Annotated in this window: 14 protein-coding genes; 4 read left to right on the top strand and 10 right to left on the bottom strand. The window is 59.4% G+C overall.

Features of this window, described 5'->3' with window-relative positions; all coding sequences use genetic code 11:
* Window positions 1–57 precede the first annotated feature (57 nt).
* The 7 genes from VF716_RS12330 to VF716_RS12300 all read right to left on the bottom strand — a co-directional run bounded on the left by VF716_RS12330 (window position 58) and on the right by VF716_RS12300 (window position 8,131).
* On the bottom strand, window positions 58–2,277 hold the full coding sequence (locus VF716_RS12330) for a DEAD/DEAH box helicase (protein ID WP_014597638.1): 2,220 nt from the start codon (window positions 2,275–2,277) through the stop codon (window positions 58–60).
* Entirely contained in the window at window positions 2,252–3,547 is a 1,296-nt protein-coding gene (locus VF716_RS12325; RefSeq protein ID WP_014597639.1) for an ATP-binding protein, read from the bottom strand. The genes VF716_RS12330 and VF716_RS12325 overlap by 26 nt, the downstream gene beginning before the upstream one ends.
* A complete protein-coding gene (locus VF716_RS12320) occupies window positions 3,544–6,027 on the bottom strand; it encodes a TerB N-terminal domain-containing protein (RefSeq protein WP_440552724.1) in 2,484 nt (827 codons plus the stop codon). Before VF716_RS12320 ends, VF716_RS12325 begins: the two co-directional genes overlap by 4 nt.
* Window positions 6,028–6,236: 209 nt before the next feature.
* A complete protein-coding gene (locus VF716_RS12315) occupies window positions 6,237–6,890 on the bottom strand; it encodes a 3'-5' exonuclease (protein WP_011914492.1) in 654 nt (217 codons plus the stop codon).
* 94 nt (window positions 6,891–6,984) lie between these two features.
* On the bottom strand, window positions 6,985–7,359 hold the full coding sequence (locus tag VF716_RS12310) for a hypothetical protein (protein ID WP_080505063.1): 375 nt from the start codon (window positions 7,357–7,359) through the stop codon (window positions 6,985–6,987).
* 53 nt (window positions 7,360–7,412) lie between these two features.
* Complete coding sequence (locus VF716_RS12305) at window positions 7,413–7,727, bottom strand: hypothetical protein (protein ID WP_125856462.1); 315 nt, start codon at window positions 7,725–7,727, stop codon at window positions 7,413–7,415.
* Window positions 7,727–8,131 (bottom strand): DUF6957 family protein, encoded by a 405-nt coding sequence (locus VF716_RS12300; protein ID WP_011914493.1) that lies wholly within the window; start codon window positions 8,129–8,131, stop codon window positions 7,727–7,729. The genes VF716_RS12305 and VF716_RS12300 overlap by 1 nt, the downstream gene beginning before the upstream one ends.
* Before the next feature lie 919 nt (window positions 8,132–9,050).
* Between VF716_RS12300 and VF716_RS12295 the strand changes: the two genes are divergently transcribed.
* Both VF716_RS12295 and VF716_RS12290 read left to right on the top strand, forming a co-directional pair.
* Window positions 9,051–9,302, top strand: a complete 252-nt coding sequence (locus VF716_RS12295; RefSeq protein WP_440552723.1) for a hypothetical protein — start codon at window positions 9,051–9,053, stop codon at window positions 9,300–9,302.
* Window positions 9,303–9,397: 95 nt separating this feature from the next.
* On the top strand, window positions 9,398–10,015 hold the full coding sequence (locus VF716_RS12290) for an HAD family hydrolase (RefSeq protein ID WP_020306044.1): 618 nt from the start codon (window positions 9,398–9,400) through the stop codon (window positions 10,013–10,015).
* 602 nt (window positions 10,016–10,617) lie between these two features.
* Here the strand turns inward: VF716_RS12290 and VF716_RS12285 are convergent.
* Window positions 10,618–11,073, bottom strand: a complete 456-nt coding sequence (locus VF716_RS12285) for an NUDIX hydrolase (protein ID WP_049325124.1) — start codon at window positions 11,071–11,073, stop codon at window positions 10,618–10,620.
* A gap of 246 nt (window positions 11,074–11,319) precedes the next feature.
* On the opposite strand from VF716_RS12285, the gene VF716_RS12280 reads away from it, so the two are divergent.
* Window positions 11,320–11,934, top strand: a complete 615-nt coding sequence (locus tag VF716_RS12280; protein ID WP_011914500.1) for a LysE family translocator — start codon at window positions 11,320–11,322, stop codon at window positions 11,932–11,934.
* A 166-nt stretch (window positions 11,935–12,100) separates the two neighbouring features.
* Window positions 12,101–14,332, top strand: a complete 2,232-nt coding sequence (locus VF716_RS12275; RefSeq protein WP_186416297.1) for a hybrid sensor histidine kinase/response regulator — start codon at window positions 12,101–12,103, stop codon at window positions 14,330–14,332.
* A gap of 75 nt (window positions 14,333–14,407) precedes the next feature.
* Here VF716_RS12275 and malK read toward each other — a convergent pair whose 3' ends face one another.
* On the bottom strand, window positions 14,408–15,523 hold the full coding sequence (gene malK, locus VF716_RS12270; protein WP_440552722.1) for a maltose/maltodextrin ABC transporter ATP-binding protein MalK: 1,116 nt from the start codon (window positions 15,521–15,523) through the stop codon (window positions 14,408–14,410).
* A 76-nt stretch (window positions 15,524–15,599) separates the two neighbouring features.
* On the bottom strand, window positions 15,600–17,228 hold the full coding sequence (locus tag VF716_RS12265; protein ID WP_017244392.1) for an alpha-glucosidase: 1,629 nt from the start codon (window positions 17,226–17,228) through the stop codon (window positions 15,600–15,602).
* Between the last annotated feature and the right edge of the window lie 15 nt (window positions 17,229–17,243).

Raw genomic sequence — 17,243 nt, 5'->3', positions numbered from 1 at the left:
CCAGATGAACCAAAGTCGGCTTTCAACAAAGCAGGCACCACACGAATAAGCTAGATATCAGGCCGTCTCCGCAGGCTGGCTCACTAGAGCCAATGCCAAGGCCTTTGCTCCACCCAAGTCCAAATGCATCGTGGCGTAAGACTGCATGAGTAATGCTGGCGGAAGCACCCAATCCCATTTTTCTTGAGCCATGTTCTGTACGTCCGCTAGAACAGCGGATTCATCAATACCGTCCCACTCGGCGATCTCACGCAGCTTGCGTTCAAGCGACGTCCGATCTCCCTCAACCTCGATGACCAACCCGCTGTTCTCACTGGCCAGTCCGGTGTGCGTCAACAAGATGGCTAGGGCATCGTTTGTCCAATCGCCTCGCCAGCTGAAAAGGTAAGTCTTACCTCCGCTTTCGGTCATGCTCGAATGTACCAATCCAAGGTCCGAGAAAGCGCTACGTGCCTGAGCTAGTAGCTCTTGTGCCGTAGTATCAAGATAGGGGTAGACGTCCGCCTCCAACAAGACGCTCCTCATCTCTTGCCGAACCCGATCATGTACACGGGCTCCAAGCCCGTCAAAGGACGGGGGAGCACCACCGGGATCGGATCTCACGACAACGACCCTGGCCTCAGTGTCCACGCTCGTTACCCGCCAGCGGCGCCCAGCAAAGATAATTCGCTGATCGACGGTCAATGGCCTGGAGACGGGCAATGCGCCAAGTAGTTTGCCATCGCATACCAGGCGGAACTCTTCATTACTGACAAATGCACTGTAGAAGTCGTAGTGGTTGATCAGGCGTTCCCCCACTACGCCGGGCAGCAGGAGCCCCGATGTTTCCTGGGTTATCAAATCGCGCTCACCGAGGGCACGAAGCAAACTGAGGAAGCTGCCCTGCTCCACCCCAGTGAACGGACCACTGCGTATCAAGGTGCTCCACAGCTCTGCAGCTGTAGCTCCTCCCCGCTGGGCTATCACCGAGAGGCACTGCTGTACCAGCGTCGATAAATGAAGGCCATGAACACGAGGAGGCTCGAACCAGCCCTGCATCAACAACCGGATCATCGCGATGCTTTGCAGCAAACCCTGGCGAAGTCGATCTGACAGGGGCGAGCCATCGTCTAGCTGACGCTCCTTGCAGTAACTTCGGAGAATGGCTGCCTCTCCCGGACGGCGTCCGGATCGCCCCAAGCGTTGACGCAAGCTAGCTACCGATGGCGGAGCCCCGATCTGCACTACCGTCTTGATGCTGCCGATATCGACCCCAAGCTCCAGCGTGGTAGTGCAGACTGCGGTGGCAGGCCGGTCACCGTCTTTCAGCGCTTTCTCAGTTTCCTCTCGAATGTCCTTCGCCAAACTGCCGTGATGCGGCCAGAACTCGTTCGGTACACCATCCTGCTCGCAACGGCGCCGCAGATTGTCAGCGAACCACTCAACCTGAGTTCGACTGTTGGGGAAGATCAGGTTATTGCTGCCGCGTAGCACCTGAAAGAGATGCTCTGCGATGGCATGGTCCGGAGAAAAAACATCGTCACCTTCAGGCTGTACCGGGAGCGCCTTCTTGGACTCCACATACCCTCTGATCTGAACCTTAAGTATCTGGCCACTACCCTTGGATTCGATCACCGACACATGATGAGGGGCATTGGGACGCAAGAAGGCAGCAGCCAACGTCATGTCGCCCAACGTGGCGGAAAGACCAACCCTGGGCAGGGGGCGATCAATGATTGTTTCAACACGATGCATGAGTGACTGCAGCTGCTTGCCTCGCTCACTGCCGATAAAGGCATGGAGCTCATCCACCACCAGGTACCGCAGGTTGGCAAACAATCCCGCCAGGCTGGTTCCCTTGTTCACGAACAGAGCTTCGAGCGACTCCGGCGTGATCAGCAGAATGCCTTCCGGGGACTTGAGGAAGCGATGCTTGCGGCTCGCTGAGATATCCCCATGCCAAGCAATGACAGGAAGCTCAAGCTCATCGCAAAGCCTCGCCAAACGATCCCACTGGTCATTGATGAGAGCCTTCAGCGGGCTGATGTAAAGCACCGCCCCAGGCTTTTCCGTGTCCTGCAGGAGATTGGTAAGGATGGGCAGAAACGCGGCTTCGGTTTTGCCTGCAGCTGTAGCCGCCGCGATGATGACATCCTGGTCGGCCCCCAAGAGCGCAGGGATAGCACGCTCCTGGGCATCGCGTAGGGAGGTCCAGCCCTCGGCCCATATCCAGCGCTGGATTCGCGGTTCAAGGAGATCGAAGCCAACCGATTCAGAGCTGGAAGGTGGCAAGCTCATCGTCCGCATCCACTTGGGTATCGGCCTCACCGCCTCGATCCGGTGCAATCTCCACGGCACCCAACAGCGTCCGCCAATCAGCGTCAGGATTCTGCTCCAACACCGCTAGCAGGCTGATGAATGCGGTAATGGTCGTCCGCGGGGTACGGAAGTAGGCCTCACCCATTCGCTGGTTGCAGTGGGCCATAAACAGCGGCAATGCTTCGTCGGGTAGCAGATAGCGCTCGCTCACGCCTGCCGCGTATACATGACGCAGTTTCTGCAGCAGCACGTAGAAATCCTCAGGCGTCAGACTAGTGAGGCGTATGACAGGGCCGGACAGATCTACCAGCCCGGACTTGGCGAAGTTATTTTCAGCCAGACGCGACTGCAGCGCCGGATAGCTGTAGAGGCCGCGGCGAGTATCCATGAGAAATTCGGGTGTACCGCCCAACACAAAACCAAGCCCCTCAGCAGAGCCCTGCAGGGAGTCATTGAGGATACGAAGAATCTGCTCGTAGTTAGCGTTACGAGCTTGGGTGTTGGAAAGTTTGTACAGGTTCACCAGCTCATCGAGACATACCATCAACCCGCTAAAGCCGGCCAACCGAACGAATCGCGCAAGCAGCTTGAGCTGATCGTAGACCGAAGCATCGTCGACGATGGTTCGCACCCCCAGTGCGGTGCGGGCATCTGTCTTGGTAGTGAACTCGCCACGCAACCAGCGGATAGCATCAGCCTTGAGCTGCTCGTTACCCTCTTCGAAGCCTTTGCAATAGGCCGCGATTACATCAGCAAAGTCATAGCCGTTGACCATCTCTGCCAGTTGGTCGAGATGCTCGCGAATCACGGCCTCACTGTCTTTGCCGGACGCTTTGGCTTCCGTTTTGGCCTGCGCCACGAATTTCTCGACTATTCCTTGCAGAGCGCCGCCATCAGGCTTAGTCCGGGTGGACATATTCTTGGCCAATTCGGCATACAGCGAGCGAGCCTGGCCACCAGTAGCATGGAGACGACGATCCGGGTTCAGATCGGCATGCATGGTGACGAGCTTGCGCTCCATCGCGATAGAGCGAACCAGGTTGAGGAAGAATGTCTTGCCTGCACCATACTCACCGATCACTACGCGGAACGCGGAACCGCTTTCCGCGAGGCGCTCCACATCACGGATGAGTGCTTCCAGCTCCCCGACACGCCCCACTTGAATCAGGTGCTGGCCTGCACGGGGGACGACGCCGGCGCGCAGGGACTGGATGACCGCATCGCGGTCCTTGGCTCTGATGCTGCTCATAGCGGTAGTTTGTCCATAATGTCAGGGTTAACTTCGAAGGGGTCTTCCCCTTCGGTGACTGGCATATCGAAATGCTCAAATGCCATGTCGTTGATCTGCTCCAATGCTCCGTCGAGCATGAGTTCCATATCGCTTGCTACGGCCCCCAACTCGTCACGAGACCACTCGGTACGGGATACGAGTACACGCAGGAAGGCTGAGTGATCGGCGTCTAAGCCACAAACGGAGGAAGTATCCTCAACAGTCTCTTCCACAACTACGTCATCTGGCTCAGCAGTCTTGTCGTCAACGAAAACCTGAGCCAGCAGCGCAGATACCTGTTCCGTTTCACGCTGCAACTGAGCGATGCGCTCTTTGTCCAGAGCAAATTCGCCAACAGGCTTGGACGGAGTTGCTCCGGGAATGGAAGGCGTTGTCTGCGATGAGCCTACGGCGCTGCCACTGGCGGCCACATGAAGGTCGCTGTAGAGCGATTGCGGATCCAGCTGCAGGGTCTTGTAGACGCGCTCCAGCAACTTCACCTCTGCGGGGCTAACCTCGCCGTCGACCTGCGCCAAGTGAGCGAGAAAAGCCGCCACAACCCTCTTCGCCGGCTCGGCCAGGGGTTCCAGTTTCTTCTTCAGGCTTTGCAGGGTTGGTGGCTGGTTAAGCTGCAGACGCAGGTGGGCCTTCAGGCGTTTCCGATGAGCACCGCTCAGGTGACACCAGGAGTCGATATGCTGGGATAGCAGCATAATTTCCTGCGGCGACGTGTCACCATCGGCCGCCGCCACAGCACAAGCAAGGTCCAACGTAACAGAGGCGGCGCTATACGCCGGCGAAGAACGCAGATCACCATCTTCAGCCTGGGTCGCAAAGAGCGCCACATTGTCCTCTGCCTTGGGTGTTCGGCTGCCTGTCAGCACATCCGGCTCGATACCGATGTGTAAAGACTCCAGAGCGCGGGCGAGCGTCAGAACCTTGTCTCGCGACAGGCTACCTGCACTCTGCAGTCGCCCTGCCAGCTCACCGAAGCTCATGACCACCATGCCATCGCCGATGCGTTGCTTTAGCTCGGCGAGCGCTGTTCGAGCTGCTGGCGGCCACAGGTTTACGGGCAGCTGTAACAGCCCTTCTAGTGCATCAGGAGTGCCGGGGTTGCGGCCGAGATAACGACTGTAGGGCTCCAACTGCACTGTGCATTCGTCAACCAACTGCTGCAGCTTCTTCCGAGCTGCGCTAGTCGCAGTGACATCAGGGATACCGGATAGGCCATCCAGCTCTTGGGGTGGTAGACCCGCAGAAGCGGTGTTGTATTGGAGTCTCAGACGGGTCTTGTTCTGAGGGAGCACCATACCGGCGCCATAACGTTCCTCGTAGCGCATGCAGAACAACTGGGCGAACGCTTCTTTACAGCGGGTTACGGGTGTCCGCTTCCCGATGCTGTGATCAGACAGCACCCAGGCCAACGCCCAGCCAGCCGGCATTGGTTGCTTGTCAGCCGCCAACTGACCCAGGCCAATACGCAGCTCTACAGGCATTTCGTAGCCGTAAGGTAACGGTGCCGGCGGCGCCTTTTGATAGCGCCTGGCGAGTATTTGGCCTTGGCGGAGGAAGTCTACGAAGCGACTGGCGTAGTTATTGAAGGAGTTATTCTTGCCATAGATCGAGAGCAACCGCTCCACCTCGGCAATTATGATAGGTATGTCGGCCGCCGCAGCCTGATCCGTCTTGGCGTCGACAAAAACCCTACGCTCAAGACCGTAGAAGAATAAGAACACGTAGCCGATGTTGGCATGCGGAGCCTTTCGACCACTGGATAGCCATTGCAAATATGCGCGGCGGGCCTCAGGAGAGATGCTGTCGTAACTGGGCCAGTAAGGGGTGAGACGCTCAGATATATCGACGATGCCCCGTGCGACCTTCAGTTTCGGGTTGATCAGTGACGGTTCCGAAGGTCCATTGCGCCTGTTTTTATCTTCGCCGACGTAGATCAGACCAATAGTGATATTTTCGCCCGCCACTTCGATGGTTTCGCCAGCAGAAAGCCACCGCACGTTGGCACTATTCAGGTTCGCCGGCGCGCTCGGAATTCGGTGGGAAGGCCGCTCAGTGGCCTCTAAAGTTACGGTAAAAAAGCCAGAGTCGTCTCGCTTTGCCGAAACCTGCCGGGGCGACGCCGAGACTTGCGCAGGAGCAGAGGGCTCACTTAGTGGCGAGACCTCATCCAATGAAAACGTCAGGCCGGTGCTTATGCCGAGGTCCGAGGAACTTGAACGAGCTCCCCCTTGGGGTGGCCGCATAGTTGTTGCCGAAGACATGACTGACGGTTTGCTGAAGGCCTTTATTACTAGCCACCCGCCTATGCCGACAATAAGTGCTCCGCCCAAGAAAACCCATACACCCTTGGGAACGGAAGCAAGCCCCCCAATCACTAGGGCACACAGAACCATCGCTCCAGATACACCAGACTTGCTGCTGCGCTTACGCTTCCCTGCCATCGCTTCGACTCCCTATACAAGCATGCTGGCCATTTAGCAGTATCGGCAATTCGGGTGCATCAGCCAATACCTCGCGCCAAGCTATGTGTTGAATCTCTTTATGATGTTATCCAGATGTGTTCCGTATGCACTGGTGAGATGGCGGCCAGATGCGAGCCGGGCGGTCACGGGGTTGAATTGATGAGCAGGCACAGCGCCGTCCGCCCCTACTACGTCGGTTGCCTCGCGCTGAGCAGTAACTGCGCTAACCGTGCCAGATTACGCGCATCGTCGATGGCCCTGTGATGCGCACCCTCCCACAAAAGGCCCATGCTTTCCACTGCACACTTCAGCCCTAGCGCACGGCAAGCGAAAATCTTCCAAAAGCACTTCTTTAGATTGATATGACGGGCCGGATCCAGCAATACATCTACCCCTGCTCTGAAAGCGTCCTCCTTCAGCTGGTTTCGGTCGTAATCGCCCCAAGAGCACCAGCGCCAGCCTTCTGTATTTCGCGGCCTCAGCCATTCACCAAGCTGATCTTGTACCTCCGCGAAACGCTTTGCAGTATCGACGTCAGATTGAGATATGCCGGTCAGCCCCGTGCAAAACTCAGTTAGCGTGGGGCGAAGTAGCGGCCGGACAAACTGTCCGAAATGATCGACAATCCTGTACTCCAACTGAACATCCAACAGCCCGATGCCAATTTCGATCGTCTCCATCTCGTCGCGCTGGACCTCCAATACGTGAGCGTTCCGGGCCGCCTCGTTTAGGTCGGCAGGGTAGTCATCGCAAGTCGCTTCCAGATCCACGCAAAGTAACCAGCGACTTTCGCCAAGTTGTTGACGAAGCGCATCAAGTTGTCCCCAACGCTTTACCTGCATGACACCCCGCCCTTCTTTTCCTCAGAGGATATAAACCTACGAGCACCAGCACGGACCGTGGGCTCCGTTTTATAGTAGTGACACGAGAAACGGATCACTGAATCGTTACCGGGGTTGCGTGTAAGCCTTTTGCCCTCTGTGCCAACAGCCAATCCAGTGACAGACGCCCGCCGTCTTCTTTGAAAGTCACAATAACGTACAAGCTGCCCGTGGCGGTAAACAGCGCCCAAAACCCGCCTTGCTCATGAGCTTTCAGTACATCGGAGGTCCGAACCCGGTGACCGTCCTGAAACCTTCCATACACATCCGCCCGCACGTGACGATGAACCACGCCGATACAACAGCCTGCGATTAAATAAGCGTCCGTGAGATACGCCGTAACTTCCCTACCAAAAGACATATCCATTGCTCGCGACAACGCGCCAGATACATCACGTGCTTGGTTGATACTTCGTTTAGTTGAACCCATCACGTCAGCACCCAAATTCGGATCAAAACTCGTTGCCTCCCCCCCACTAACGGCTAGCTGTCCAACCAATAATCGTCTCGAGCAATACGCCCAAACTTGTAGTCTTCATGCTGCGGGGCGTCGCCAAACAAATGATGTATGCGTCGCTCCTGTCGCAAATACGCCAAGGTCATGAAGAAGCAGGTTTCACACATCCGTACGCGATAACGCTCACCGTCATGTCGCGCGCCGTATCCCCAGTGCGCTTGCAGCACACCGAACTGTTCGCCGTACCCAGGCACTCGCATGGAGGTACCACAGACGTCGCAAGGCACATCGGGGTGTCGGTTGCCTGGTACGTCCATGCCCGCCAATATCTGTCTACGCATCAAAAAATCTTCAACACAGTAGTGAGCTCGGCGCTTTTGCGAGCCCCTGGGCCAGCAAGCACATATCGCGTATTGCGCGTTCTGAAAATGCACCCATCGGCAAACTCAATCAGTTGTGTTGTACGCACCCAGTCACCCTCTTGGAAACGGTTGGCACTGTCGTACAACACGCGGCCGGCATACACCATCGCGGGCTGTTGCCCGGACGCCTGTAACGTTTCTCGTATCGCGTCAGGCACGATGAGATCGATCCAGATCCAGTCACGCACAACACAGAAAGGCACCTCGTCATGCAACGCAGCCGCTGAACCACGCGCGCACGCTTCTGCTAACGACATCTCGATACCAGGCATTACCTCACCCGGGGCGTATAACAAATGAGATATTTTCTTTAAATCGTCCATACCGTCTCTCTATCTGAACCATAGATGTCTAGAGGCAGAATCTGGGCAAAACTTCCCTACCTTGACAAAACTACCAAGTATGAAAAGCTTGCTTCCCAATGAGCGTCAGTTCTGATTTTTGATATATGGCCTGAGTCTAAAAGGCGAACAGCGCAACCCCATCAACCTCCATTATTAAACTAAGTACTTTATTCATCAATGCAAGCCTATGGCGTCGCCCCACTACGCTCAGTATTGGACAAAAAACAGCAACCTGAAACCAATGCAATAAAATAATCCAGCTCCAACGACCGCCCGTCAAGCACTTTTAGAAAAGAAAAAGCCAACCACTGACCATCGGTATTTGTAATACGTATATATTGACAAGGATTGCCAGAACTCATGCACCAGAAGAGCAAGAAGATAATCCTTATCGGACTTACCCTGGGCGCGGTCAATGACTATTTGAGATCAAGACATATCTCCACGGACGATGCGAGGCTGATCCAACCGGCTCGGAGTCTTCTTTTCGAATTTTGAAATTTCGCACCGTTGGTAATCACCAAAAGCGAGGCGCGTCGGTGACGCGGAAGGGTACCGCGACTCCTCGCGACTGCTTAAATTGCAAACGAAAGCGGATGATCTGAGTAATTTGTAGCGAGGGGCAGGTTCGAGAAAGTCTGCGTACGCTGAGATCTGCTCACTAACACCTAGCTACCCATCTAGTGCACGCACGAAGCGCGCCACGCGTCGAGCTGTACGGCGAGGCCACAAAATGATGGAAATTATGGCTCAGCAATAATTATGGCTGAGCCATAATTCCATATAACCGCAGCGTCACGGAAAAACCGCAATTGTTTACAGCCTGCAATTGACCATGACAGCTGCCCCTCCAATGAGGGGATAGACTAAGTGGGTTAGCTAACTCGGGGCTGTGGAGATGATCGAGGATCGCGCCAATGAGCTGTTCATCAGCGCCGCTAGCATCTGGGAAATCGGCCAAAACGCGATGGGCAAAGCAAGCTTTCAGTTCGATCCAGGAGTACTAAGAAGGTCTCTTCTGGACGGCGACTACAAGGAGCTGTCCGTGACCAGCCGACACGCCATTACGGCTGCGGCCTCGCCTCTCCTTCACAGCGCCCATTTGATCGGATGCTCATCGGACAAGCAGCTTCGGAAGGCTTCATCCTAGTAACCAATAATCATGCTACAGCGAAGTATTCGGGGCCAATCAAGCACGTCGGTTGAATGCGCCAGCCTTCATACCCTGTCGTAACGGGATGTCTAATGACCATACAAGCCGTCATTTTTGATGCTTTCGGGACACTGATAAAGATTCAAGATGGGTCGCATCCGTACCGACAGTTGATGAAGATCGGAAAGGCGCATGGGCGGCGCCCCCGCCCGGACGACGCGTCTTTCCTGATGAAATCTGCGATAACGTTGACGCAAGCCGCAGCGCATTTGGGGATCACTGCAAGCCCTGAACAATTGAGCACTCTGGAAACTGTCCTGGCAGAAGAGATCGCAGCCGTTGAGGCATATCCTGACGGGCTCGAAGCGGTGAAACTGCTCCAAGAGCAAGGCATTCGAATCGGTGTTTGCTCGAATTTGGCTTTCCCGTACCGGCAAGCCGTCCTGCGTTGCTACCCCATGCTAGACGCATATGCATTTAGCTGTGATTTAGGCGTAATGAAGCCCGAACCCACCATCTACAGTTGGATTTGCGATCAGCTTGGGGCGTCCCCGACCGCATCGTGGATGATCGGTGACTCCCAACGTTGCGACCGAGATGGGCCAACGGCAGTAGGCATCCGAGGCTTTTTTGTTGACCGAAACAGCACCAACGGTGACTGCCCTGAATTGGTTACGTTCGCTCGTAAGGTATTGGCAACCGCGCCTTGAGCGAGCGATGTCAGCCCCATCCATTTTCGCACTTCGCGATTGAAACCTGGAATCACACCAAGCAATCCTGCTCCATGAACCTCGAACCGCAGTCAAGATAAGACCGTAAATTGAGTTGAGGTGATTATGATCGGGGGCCAACGGGAACACCTTAGAAACCCAAGACGCCTCCCTAGATCATTGGTAACTTCAAACTCAGGAGCGTTTGGCTTCAACGCAGCCTAAACCCAACCGACTGCGGGCAGCTCTACTCGCCAACGCACGCAAAGCCACTCTCACAGATAGGTGAATGCGATGCTTGACAAGGCTCGAAAGGTTCATATACTCGCGCTCACTGTGAGCAATCCAACAAATCAAGGTTTCCTGCATAATGCGCTGAAGCCTTGATTTGGCCGGGATATTGAAGTTTGGGATTCAAATCCCCCCGGCTCCACCAAACAAACAAAGCCCCGAGAATCTCATGAATCCCGGGGCTTTTTCTTTGTGTGTCGGAAGATGGCCGCGGGTCCTGGCAAGCATCTCTTGCCCGTTTTCTTGGGCAACAGGATTTCGTTGGCGCCGCGGTATTGCCCACTGCCGGCAGTCGGAAGAACATAGCCCGGTCAGCTATTGCATTGACGCTCCCGCAGAATGGCGCCGAGAAGTTCAGGCAGCCACTCAGGCTTGAACGAAGATGGCGCCTCATCTTGCATCTCGCGCAGGCTCCACCACTTCCATTTCTGGATCGTGCTCTGCTCTTCTTCGGTCCATTTTGCAGCGAACACATCAGTGTTCGCCGGGCACTCTACGAGGAAGTACTTTTCCAACCAACGCGCCGGCGTCGAGCGTGCCACGGCATAGACCTCGTCTCGTTCCTTTAGCAGCTTGCCGATTGGACGCGTAAGGCCGGTTTCTTCATGCAGCTCTCGTGCAGCTGCGTCGGTGTAGCTTTCGCCCGGTTTCAGTTCGCCGCCAGCGGTCGCCCAGAACGGCGGCTGGTGTTCGTCCTTGTAGAAAAAAAGCAGCAGCCGCCCATCGGCATCCGCTATGACCAGTCGAGAGCACCTTCTGACTTCCATTGTTTCCTCGCAGCAAATTGGCACGTTGTGGCGTAGGTTACCCAGAGGTCCGGATCAGCGCGCGAGCGTGTCGCGGAATGGCGCTCGGACTGGCCCGCCCCAACCCGTAGACACGCGACCGCAGCCAGCCTCTCGGGCGTGCTATTTCAACCCGCCCATGCGCAGTTCGATCGGCGCCCGGCCCGGATAGTCTCGATGGATGCTCTATGCTGGTTCACTCCAACCGTCCCATAGCAAGGAGTCCCCATGCCCAGCCTCGAATATCTGATTACCTGTCTGGTCGTCGTACTGATACCTGGCGCGGGTGTGATCTACACGGTATCGACGGCACTGGTGCATGGGCGTCGCGCCGGCATCCTGGCCGCGCTGGCCTGTACGCTCGGGATCCTGCCGCATCTGTTGGCGACCATTCTCGGCGTCGCCGCCATCCTGCATTCCAGTGCGCTGGTTTTCGAGACGCTGCGCTATGCCGGTGCCGCGTACCTGCTCTATCTCGCCTACGCAACCTGGCGCGATCGTTCCGCGCTGGCGGTGGGCGGCGATGGTGCGACACTCGACATTCGATCGCTGGTTGCCAAGGCGCTGCTGGTCAATCTGCTGAACCCGAAGCTGACCATCTTCTTCCTGGCCTTCCTGCCGCAGTTCGTCCGGCCCGGCGCCGGTGACGAGCTTGCGCAACTGCTCGGGCTCAGCGCGACCTTCATGCTGATGACCTTTGTCATCTTTGCCATCTACGGCTTGCTGGCCCATGCTTTTCGCAAGGCGGTCGTCGAGTCGCAGCAGGTTCAGGCCTGGCTCCGTCGCGGGTTTGCGGCGTCCTTTGCCGGACTCGGTGCAAACCTGGCGCTGGCCGACCGATGAACGCCCTGGGCGGCTGAAGCCGACCGAGTACAGCAGTCCGAAACCCTGGGCCAGCGCCTCGATCGTCGGCGATGAGGCCGGCCCGCGCTTCTTCTGCGTGACCTGAGTTATGCTGCGGCACGCCCAGCGCTCCAAGCGTTGCGCTTCCATCAGGAACCCTTGCGCCGTGTCGATTCGCTCCCGTCTGGTTTGGCTGGTCATTGCCGTTATAGCCCCGGCATTCGCGTTTGCGCTGTATGGCACCTATGCGGTCTATCGTGCGCAATCGGCGCAAGTCGATCAGGGCATGAAGGAAGTTTCGCGAGCCGTCGCGCTGGCCGTCGATCGCGAGCTGAGTCGGTATGCCACCATCGTCTCGACGCTCGCGGCGTCCCCAACGATCGTCAAAGGTGACGTGCGGACCTTCCACGAGCGCCTTCAGCAGACCGAACATGCGGTGGGCGCCAGCGTGGTGATCTACGATCCGCAAGGCACCCCCTTGGCTGACACGGATCATCCGTTTGGCGCACCCCTGCCAAGCCTGCCGGACTTTCGAACCTTCATAACCACCACGCAGGCCGACGTCAGCCCGGCGTTCCGCGACCCAGTGACGGGGGCGCAGAGCATCGCCATCCGCCACCCGGTGATCCGCGGCGGCGAGGTCGTTTACTACCTGACCATGGACTTTCCGGTTGCAGGCATCGGTGCGCTGCTGGAGCAACAGGCGCTGCCGGAGAAGTGGCTCGGGGTGATTCTGGATCAGAACCAAACCGTCGTCGCGCGCACCCGCGATCCGGACAAGCACATCGGCAAGCGCGCCAGCCCCGATTTCGTCAGCCAGCTGCAGGCCGCGGCAGGCGTCGACGGCAAGGTGCAGTCCATCACTCGGGACGACGTGCCGGTAACGACGTTCTTCAGCCATGCACCGGCCTCCGGCTGGGCGGCGCTGATCGCCATCCCCCGCAACGACCTGCTGGCCAGCGTGCTTGCGCCGCTGGGGACCGTGGTGCTGGGTATCCTGGTCGTGCTGGCGTTGGCGGTCGTGCTGGCGATCGCAGTCGGTCGAACCATCACCCGACCGCTTGCGCAGCTCGATGATGCGGCCAGCGCGCTGGCGCGAGGCGAGGTATTCGACCCGCCCAGCACGGGAATGGATGAAACCGACCGTACCGCGCAGGTGATGGCCCAGGCCAGCGTGACGATCCATCGCTCCAGCCGGGAGATGGCTCACAGGGTCAAGGAGGCGGTCGCCCAGGCCGAGCGCTCCCATCAGGCCCTGCTCCAGGGGCAGAAGCTCGAAGCGCTGGGCAACCTGACGGCGGGGATTTCCCACGAGTTCAACAACCTGCTGCAAAGCATGACCATGGGCCTGCAGCTGGCCGAAATGCTGACCTCACATCCGCGCGCCAGGCGTGCCATCGAGGGCTGCCAGCGGTCCGCCCGGCGGGCCACTCGCCTCACGCGGCATCTGATGACCTTCAGCAGAAGCCGCACTGCCGACGCCGAACAGGTCGACCTGCGCGTGTTGATCATCGGCATGCACGAGCTGCTGACCGGCGCCCTTCCCAACCGCGTGACGCTGACGTTGGAGCTGCCAGAAGGGGCCTGGCCGACGGTCCTCGATCCGGTGCAGTGCGAGCTGGCCGTCCTCAACCTTGCGATCAACGCCCGTGACGCGATGCCGGAAGGCGGCCCGCTGGTCATCGCCCTGCATCAGCTCACTCTGGTGCAGGACAATCCGTTCGGTCTGGCAGCTGGCCCCTACCTGTGCGTGGATGTGGAAGATTCCGGCTGCGGCATGAGCCCGGAAGTCCAGGCTCACGTGTTCGAGCCGTTCTTCACCACCAAGCCGGTCGGCGAAGGGACTGGCCTGGGCCTGGCCCAGGTCTATGGTTTCGCCCGCCAATCCGGCGGGACGGTATCGATCCAGAGCGAGCTCGGCAAGGGAACCCGCGTGTCCTTGCTACTGCCGCGCATGGAACAGGCTGTCTGCGCCATACCGGAGGATCAGGATGCGTCCGTGCGGGCCGGCCGCCCGGCACGGGTGCTGGTGGTCGATGATGACGCCGAAGTGCGCGAAGCGATGGTCGCGATGCTCGATGAGCTGGGTTATCAGGTCGACGAAGCACCTTCGGCGGATGACGCGCTGGCGAGGCTGGCCGACCGGCGTCAGCCGGCCATCGACATCCTCCTGTCGGATGTAGTCATGCCTGGGCGGCTGGATGGTGTCGGCCTCGCCGAAGAAGTGCAGCGGCTCTATCCAACGATCCCGATCATCCTCGCATCCGGGTACACCACGCGGATTGCCACCGAGCCGGCGGTCAGGGTGCTGGCGAAACCGTTCAGCCATCAGGCCCTGGCCGAGACCCTGTCGGAAATCCTCGACTCGAATACGCCCGCGCCTTCCGCCGCGCCGTGAGCGCCCGGGCAGGCGCCACGCGTGCGAGGGTCGGTTCGCTCCCCTCCTTCCGTCGCTCCGCCCTGCCGCAGCCCCTTACCCGTAGATGGCCGGCTCCCGATAGTGCCGGGTGCACGCCTCGCCGTTCTCGCGGAACAGGTGGCACTTGTCGGCCTTGAGGCCGGCGGCGAAGGTCTCGCCCTCGGTGACGCGCAGGTTGCCGTCGACGCAGAGGGTGATCACATCCTGCAGGCGTTCCAACGTGAGGTGCAGCAGGTTGTACTGGCCCAGGCGCTCGGCCACGGTGATTTGGCCATGGAAGGTGAAATCGGCCTGATCAGGCATGACGAAGTGCTCCGGGCGAATGCCCAGGGTGAGCGGGTCGCCGGGGCTCACCGCGCTGCCGTCCACCGGCAGGGTCAGCGGGAAGCCGCTGGGCAGTTCGATGGTGACGGCCTCGGGGCTGGCGGAGATGGCCCTCACGTCGACGAAGTTCATCTGCGGCGAGCCGAGGAAGCCGGCGACGAAGCGGTTCTTAGGGTAGTGATAAAGGTGCAGCGGCTGGCCGACCTGGGCGATCTCGCCGGCGTTGAGCACGACGATCTTGTCGGCCAGGGTCATGGCTTCGACCTGGTCGTGGGTCACGTAGATCATGGTGGAGCGGATGCGCTGGTGCAGGCGGGCGATCTCGATGCGCATCTGCACGCGGAGGAAGGCGTCGAGGTTCGACAACGGTTCGTCGAACAGGAAAACCTTCGGCTCGCGGACCATGGTGCGGCCGATGGCGACGCGCTGGCGCTGACCGCCGGAGAGGTCCTTGGGCTTGCGTTCGAGCAGCTTGTCCAGCTGCAGGATCGCCGCGGCCGCCTCGACGCGACGCGCGATCTCGCGTTTCTCGACACTGGCAAGCTTGAGGCCGAAGGCCATGTTCTCGGCCACTGTCATGTGCGGATAGAGGGCGTAGGACTGGAACACCATGCCCACCGAACGGTCCTTGGGGGGCAGGTCGTTGACGCGCTGGTTGTCGATGAACAGGTCACCGGAGGTGATGTCCTCGAGCCCGGCGATCAGCCGCAGCAGGGTGGACTTGCCGCAGCCGGAGGGGCCGACGAAGACGACGAACTCACCGTCTTCGATATCCAGGTCGATATGCCGGGTAATGGGCGTACCGTCGTAACTCTTGCAGATGTCGCGCAGCGTGACACTGGCCATCGTTGTTGTTCTCCGTAGATGTCGCCATGCACTTCGTTCGTTCGCAGCGGTGGGCCGCCCCGCCGCTGCCGGCTCCCTACCGCGCCAGCCGCGCGTAGCCGAAGCCGTGCGCCGGCAACCGCGCCCAGTGGTCATCGTACTCGGCGAAACTCGCCGGCACGTCCACCAGCGGCACCGCCTGTGCCGGCAGCTCGTAGCTGCGTGGCAGGTCGCCGAGGTTGAACAGGCACAACCAGGCTTCCTCACCCAGCCGGCGCTCGAATACCAGCAGGGCGTCGTCATGGTAGACCATGCGGATGTCGCCCTCGATCAGCAGCCGTTGCTCGCGCCGCCAGCCGAGGAAGCGCCGGTAGCAGTTGAGCATCGAATGCGGGTCGGCATCCTGCGCGGCCACCGACAGCGAGCGGTGCGAGTCGTCCACCGGCAGCCACGGCTGGCTGCCAGTGAAGCCGGCGTGATGCGCCTCGCTCTCCCAGGGCATCGGCGTGCGGCAGCCGTCGCGGCCCTTGAATTCCGGCCAGAAGGTGATGCCGTACGGATCGACCAGATCTTCATAGCGCAGTTCCGCCTCCGGCAGACCCAGCTCCTCGCCCTGATAGAGGCAGACGCTGCCGCGCAGGGACAGCAGCAACGCCATCAGCACGCGGCCGCGCTCCGGATCGGGCCGGCCGTCGAGCGCCCAGCGGGTCATCACCCGCACCACATCGTGGTTGCCCATGGACCAGCACGACCAGCCATCGGCCAGCTCGCGCTCGATGCCCTCCACCGTGCGGCGGATATAGGCCGGGCTGCACTGCTCGGTCAGCAGGTCGAAGGAATAGGCCATGTGCAGGGTGTCGCCGCCACTGGTGTAGGCGGCCATGGTGCGCAGGGATTCGTCGCAGCCGATCTCGGCCACCGACGAAGCGCCGGGGTAACGCTGCAGCAGGGCGCGCAGGCGGCGCAGGAAGGCCAGATTTTCCGGACGGGTCTTGTCGTAGATGTGCCGCTGGTAAGCGTAGGGGTTGTCCACGCGCACGCCGATACTGCCCTCGCGGATCTCCAGGTTCGGCGGGTTGTCGCGCAACTCGAGGTCGTGGAAGTAGAAGTTGGCGGCGTCCAGGCGGAAGCCGTCCACGCCGAGCTTGAGCCAGAACTCCATGTCGTCGAGCAGCTGATCCTGCACGGCCGGGCAGTGGAAATTCAGGTCCGGCTGGCTGGACAGGAAATTGTGCAGGTAATACTGCCGGCGCCGGCTGTCCCAGCTCCACGCGGGGCCGCCGAAAACCGAGAGCCAGTTGTTCGGCACGGTGCCGTCCGGCTTGGGGTCGGCCCAGACGTACCAGTCGGCCTTGTCGTTGTCGCGGCTGGAGCGGCTCTCCACGAACCAGGGGTGCTGGTCCGAGGAATGGTTGAGCACCTGATCGATCAGCACGCGCATGCCGCGCTCGTGGCAGGCTTCCACCAGCCGGACGAAATCATCCAGCGTGCCGAACAGCGGGTCGACGCCGCGGTAGTCGGCCACGTCGTAGCCGAAATCCTTCATCGGCGAGGTGAAGAAGGGCGACAGCCAGATGGCGTCGACGTTGAGGCTGGCGATGTAGTCCAGCTTGTGCAGCACGCCGGGCAGGTCGCCCACGCCATCGCCGTTGCTGTCGAAGAAGCTGCGCGGGTAGACCTGATAGATCACCCCGCCGCGCCACCAGTTCTGAAGTTGCTCGGACATACCACGTACCTTGAG

The organism is Stutzerimonas sp. Brlt_14, assembly GCF_051948915.1.
GTDB lineage: Bacteria > Pseudomonadota > Gammaproteobacteria > Pseudomonadales > Pseudomonadaceae > Stutzerimonas > Stutzerimonas stutzeri.
The sequence above is the reverse complement of the archived record's forward strand: the minus strand, read 5'-3'. Positions and strand labels throughout refer to the sequence as shown.

Coding starts and splice junctions, on each gene's coding strand:
- VF716_RS12330 (WP_014597638.1), bottom strand. CDS start 2,277: ATGAGCTTGCCACCTTCCAGCTCTGAATCGGTTGGCTTCGATCTCCTT.
- VF716_RS12325 (WP_014597639.1), bottom strand. CDS start 3,547: ATGAGCAGCATCAGAGCCAAGGACCGCGATGCGGTCATCCAGTCCCTG.
- VF716_RS12320 (WP_440552724.1), bottom strand. CDS start 6,027: ATGGCAGGGAAGCGTAAGCGCAGCAGCAAGTCTGGTGTATCTGGAGCG.
- VF716_RS12315 (WP_011914492.1), bottom strand. CDS start 6,890: ATGCAGGTAAAGCGTTGGGGACAACTTGATGCGCTTCGTCAACAACTT.
- VF716_RS12310 (WP_080505063.1), bottom strand. CDS start 7,359: ATGGGTTCAACTAAACGAAGTATCAACCAAGCACGTGATGTATCTGGC.
- VF716_RS12305 (WP_125856462.1), bottom strand. CDS start 7,727: ATGCGTAGACAGATATTGGCGGGCATGGACGTACCAGGCAACCGACAC.
- VF716_RS12300 (WP_011914493.1), bottom strand. CDS start 8,131: ATGGACGATTTAAAGAAAATATCTCATTTGTTATACGCCCCGGGTGAG.
- VF716_RS12295 (WP_440552723.1), top strand. CDS start 9,051: ATGATCGAGGATCGCGCCAATGAGCTGTTCATCAGCGCCGCTAGCATC.
- VF716_RS12290 (WP_020306044.1), top strand. CDS start 9,398: ATGACCATACAAGCCGTCATTTTTGATGCTTTCGGGACACTGATAAAG.
- VF716_RS12285 (WP_049325124.1), bottom strand. CDS start 11,073: ATGGAAGTCAGAAGGTGCTCTCGACTGGTCATAGCGGATGCCGATGGG.
- VF716_RS12280 (WP_011914500.1), top strand. CDS start 11,320: ATGCCCAGCCTCGAATATCTGATTACCTGTCTGGTCGTCGTACTGATA.
- malK (WP_440552722.1), bottom strand. CDS start 15,523: ATGGCCAGTGTCACGCTGCGCGACATCTGCAAGAGTTACGACGGTACG.
- VF716_RS12265 (WP_017244392.1), bottom strand. CDS start 17,228: ATGTCCGAGCAACTTCAGAACTGGTGGCGCGGCGGGGTGATCTATCAG.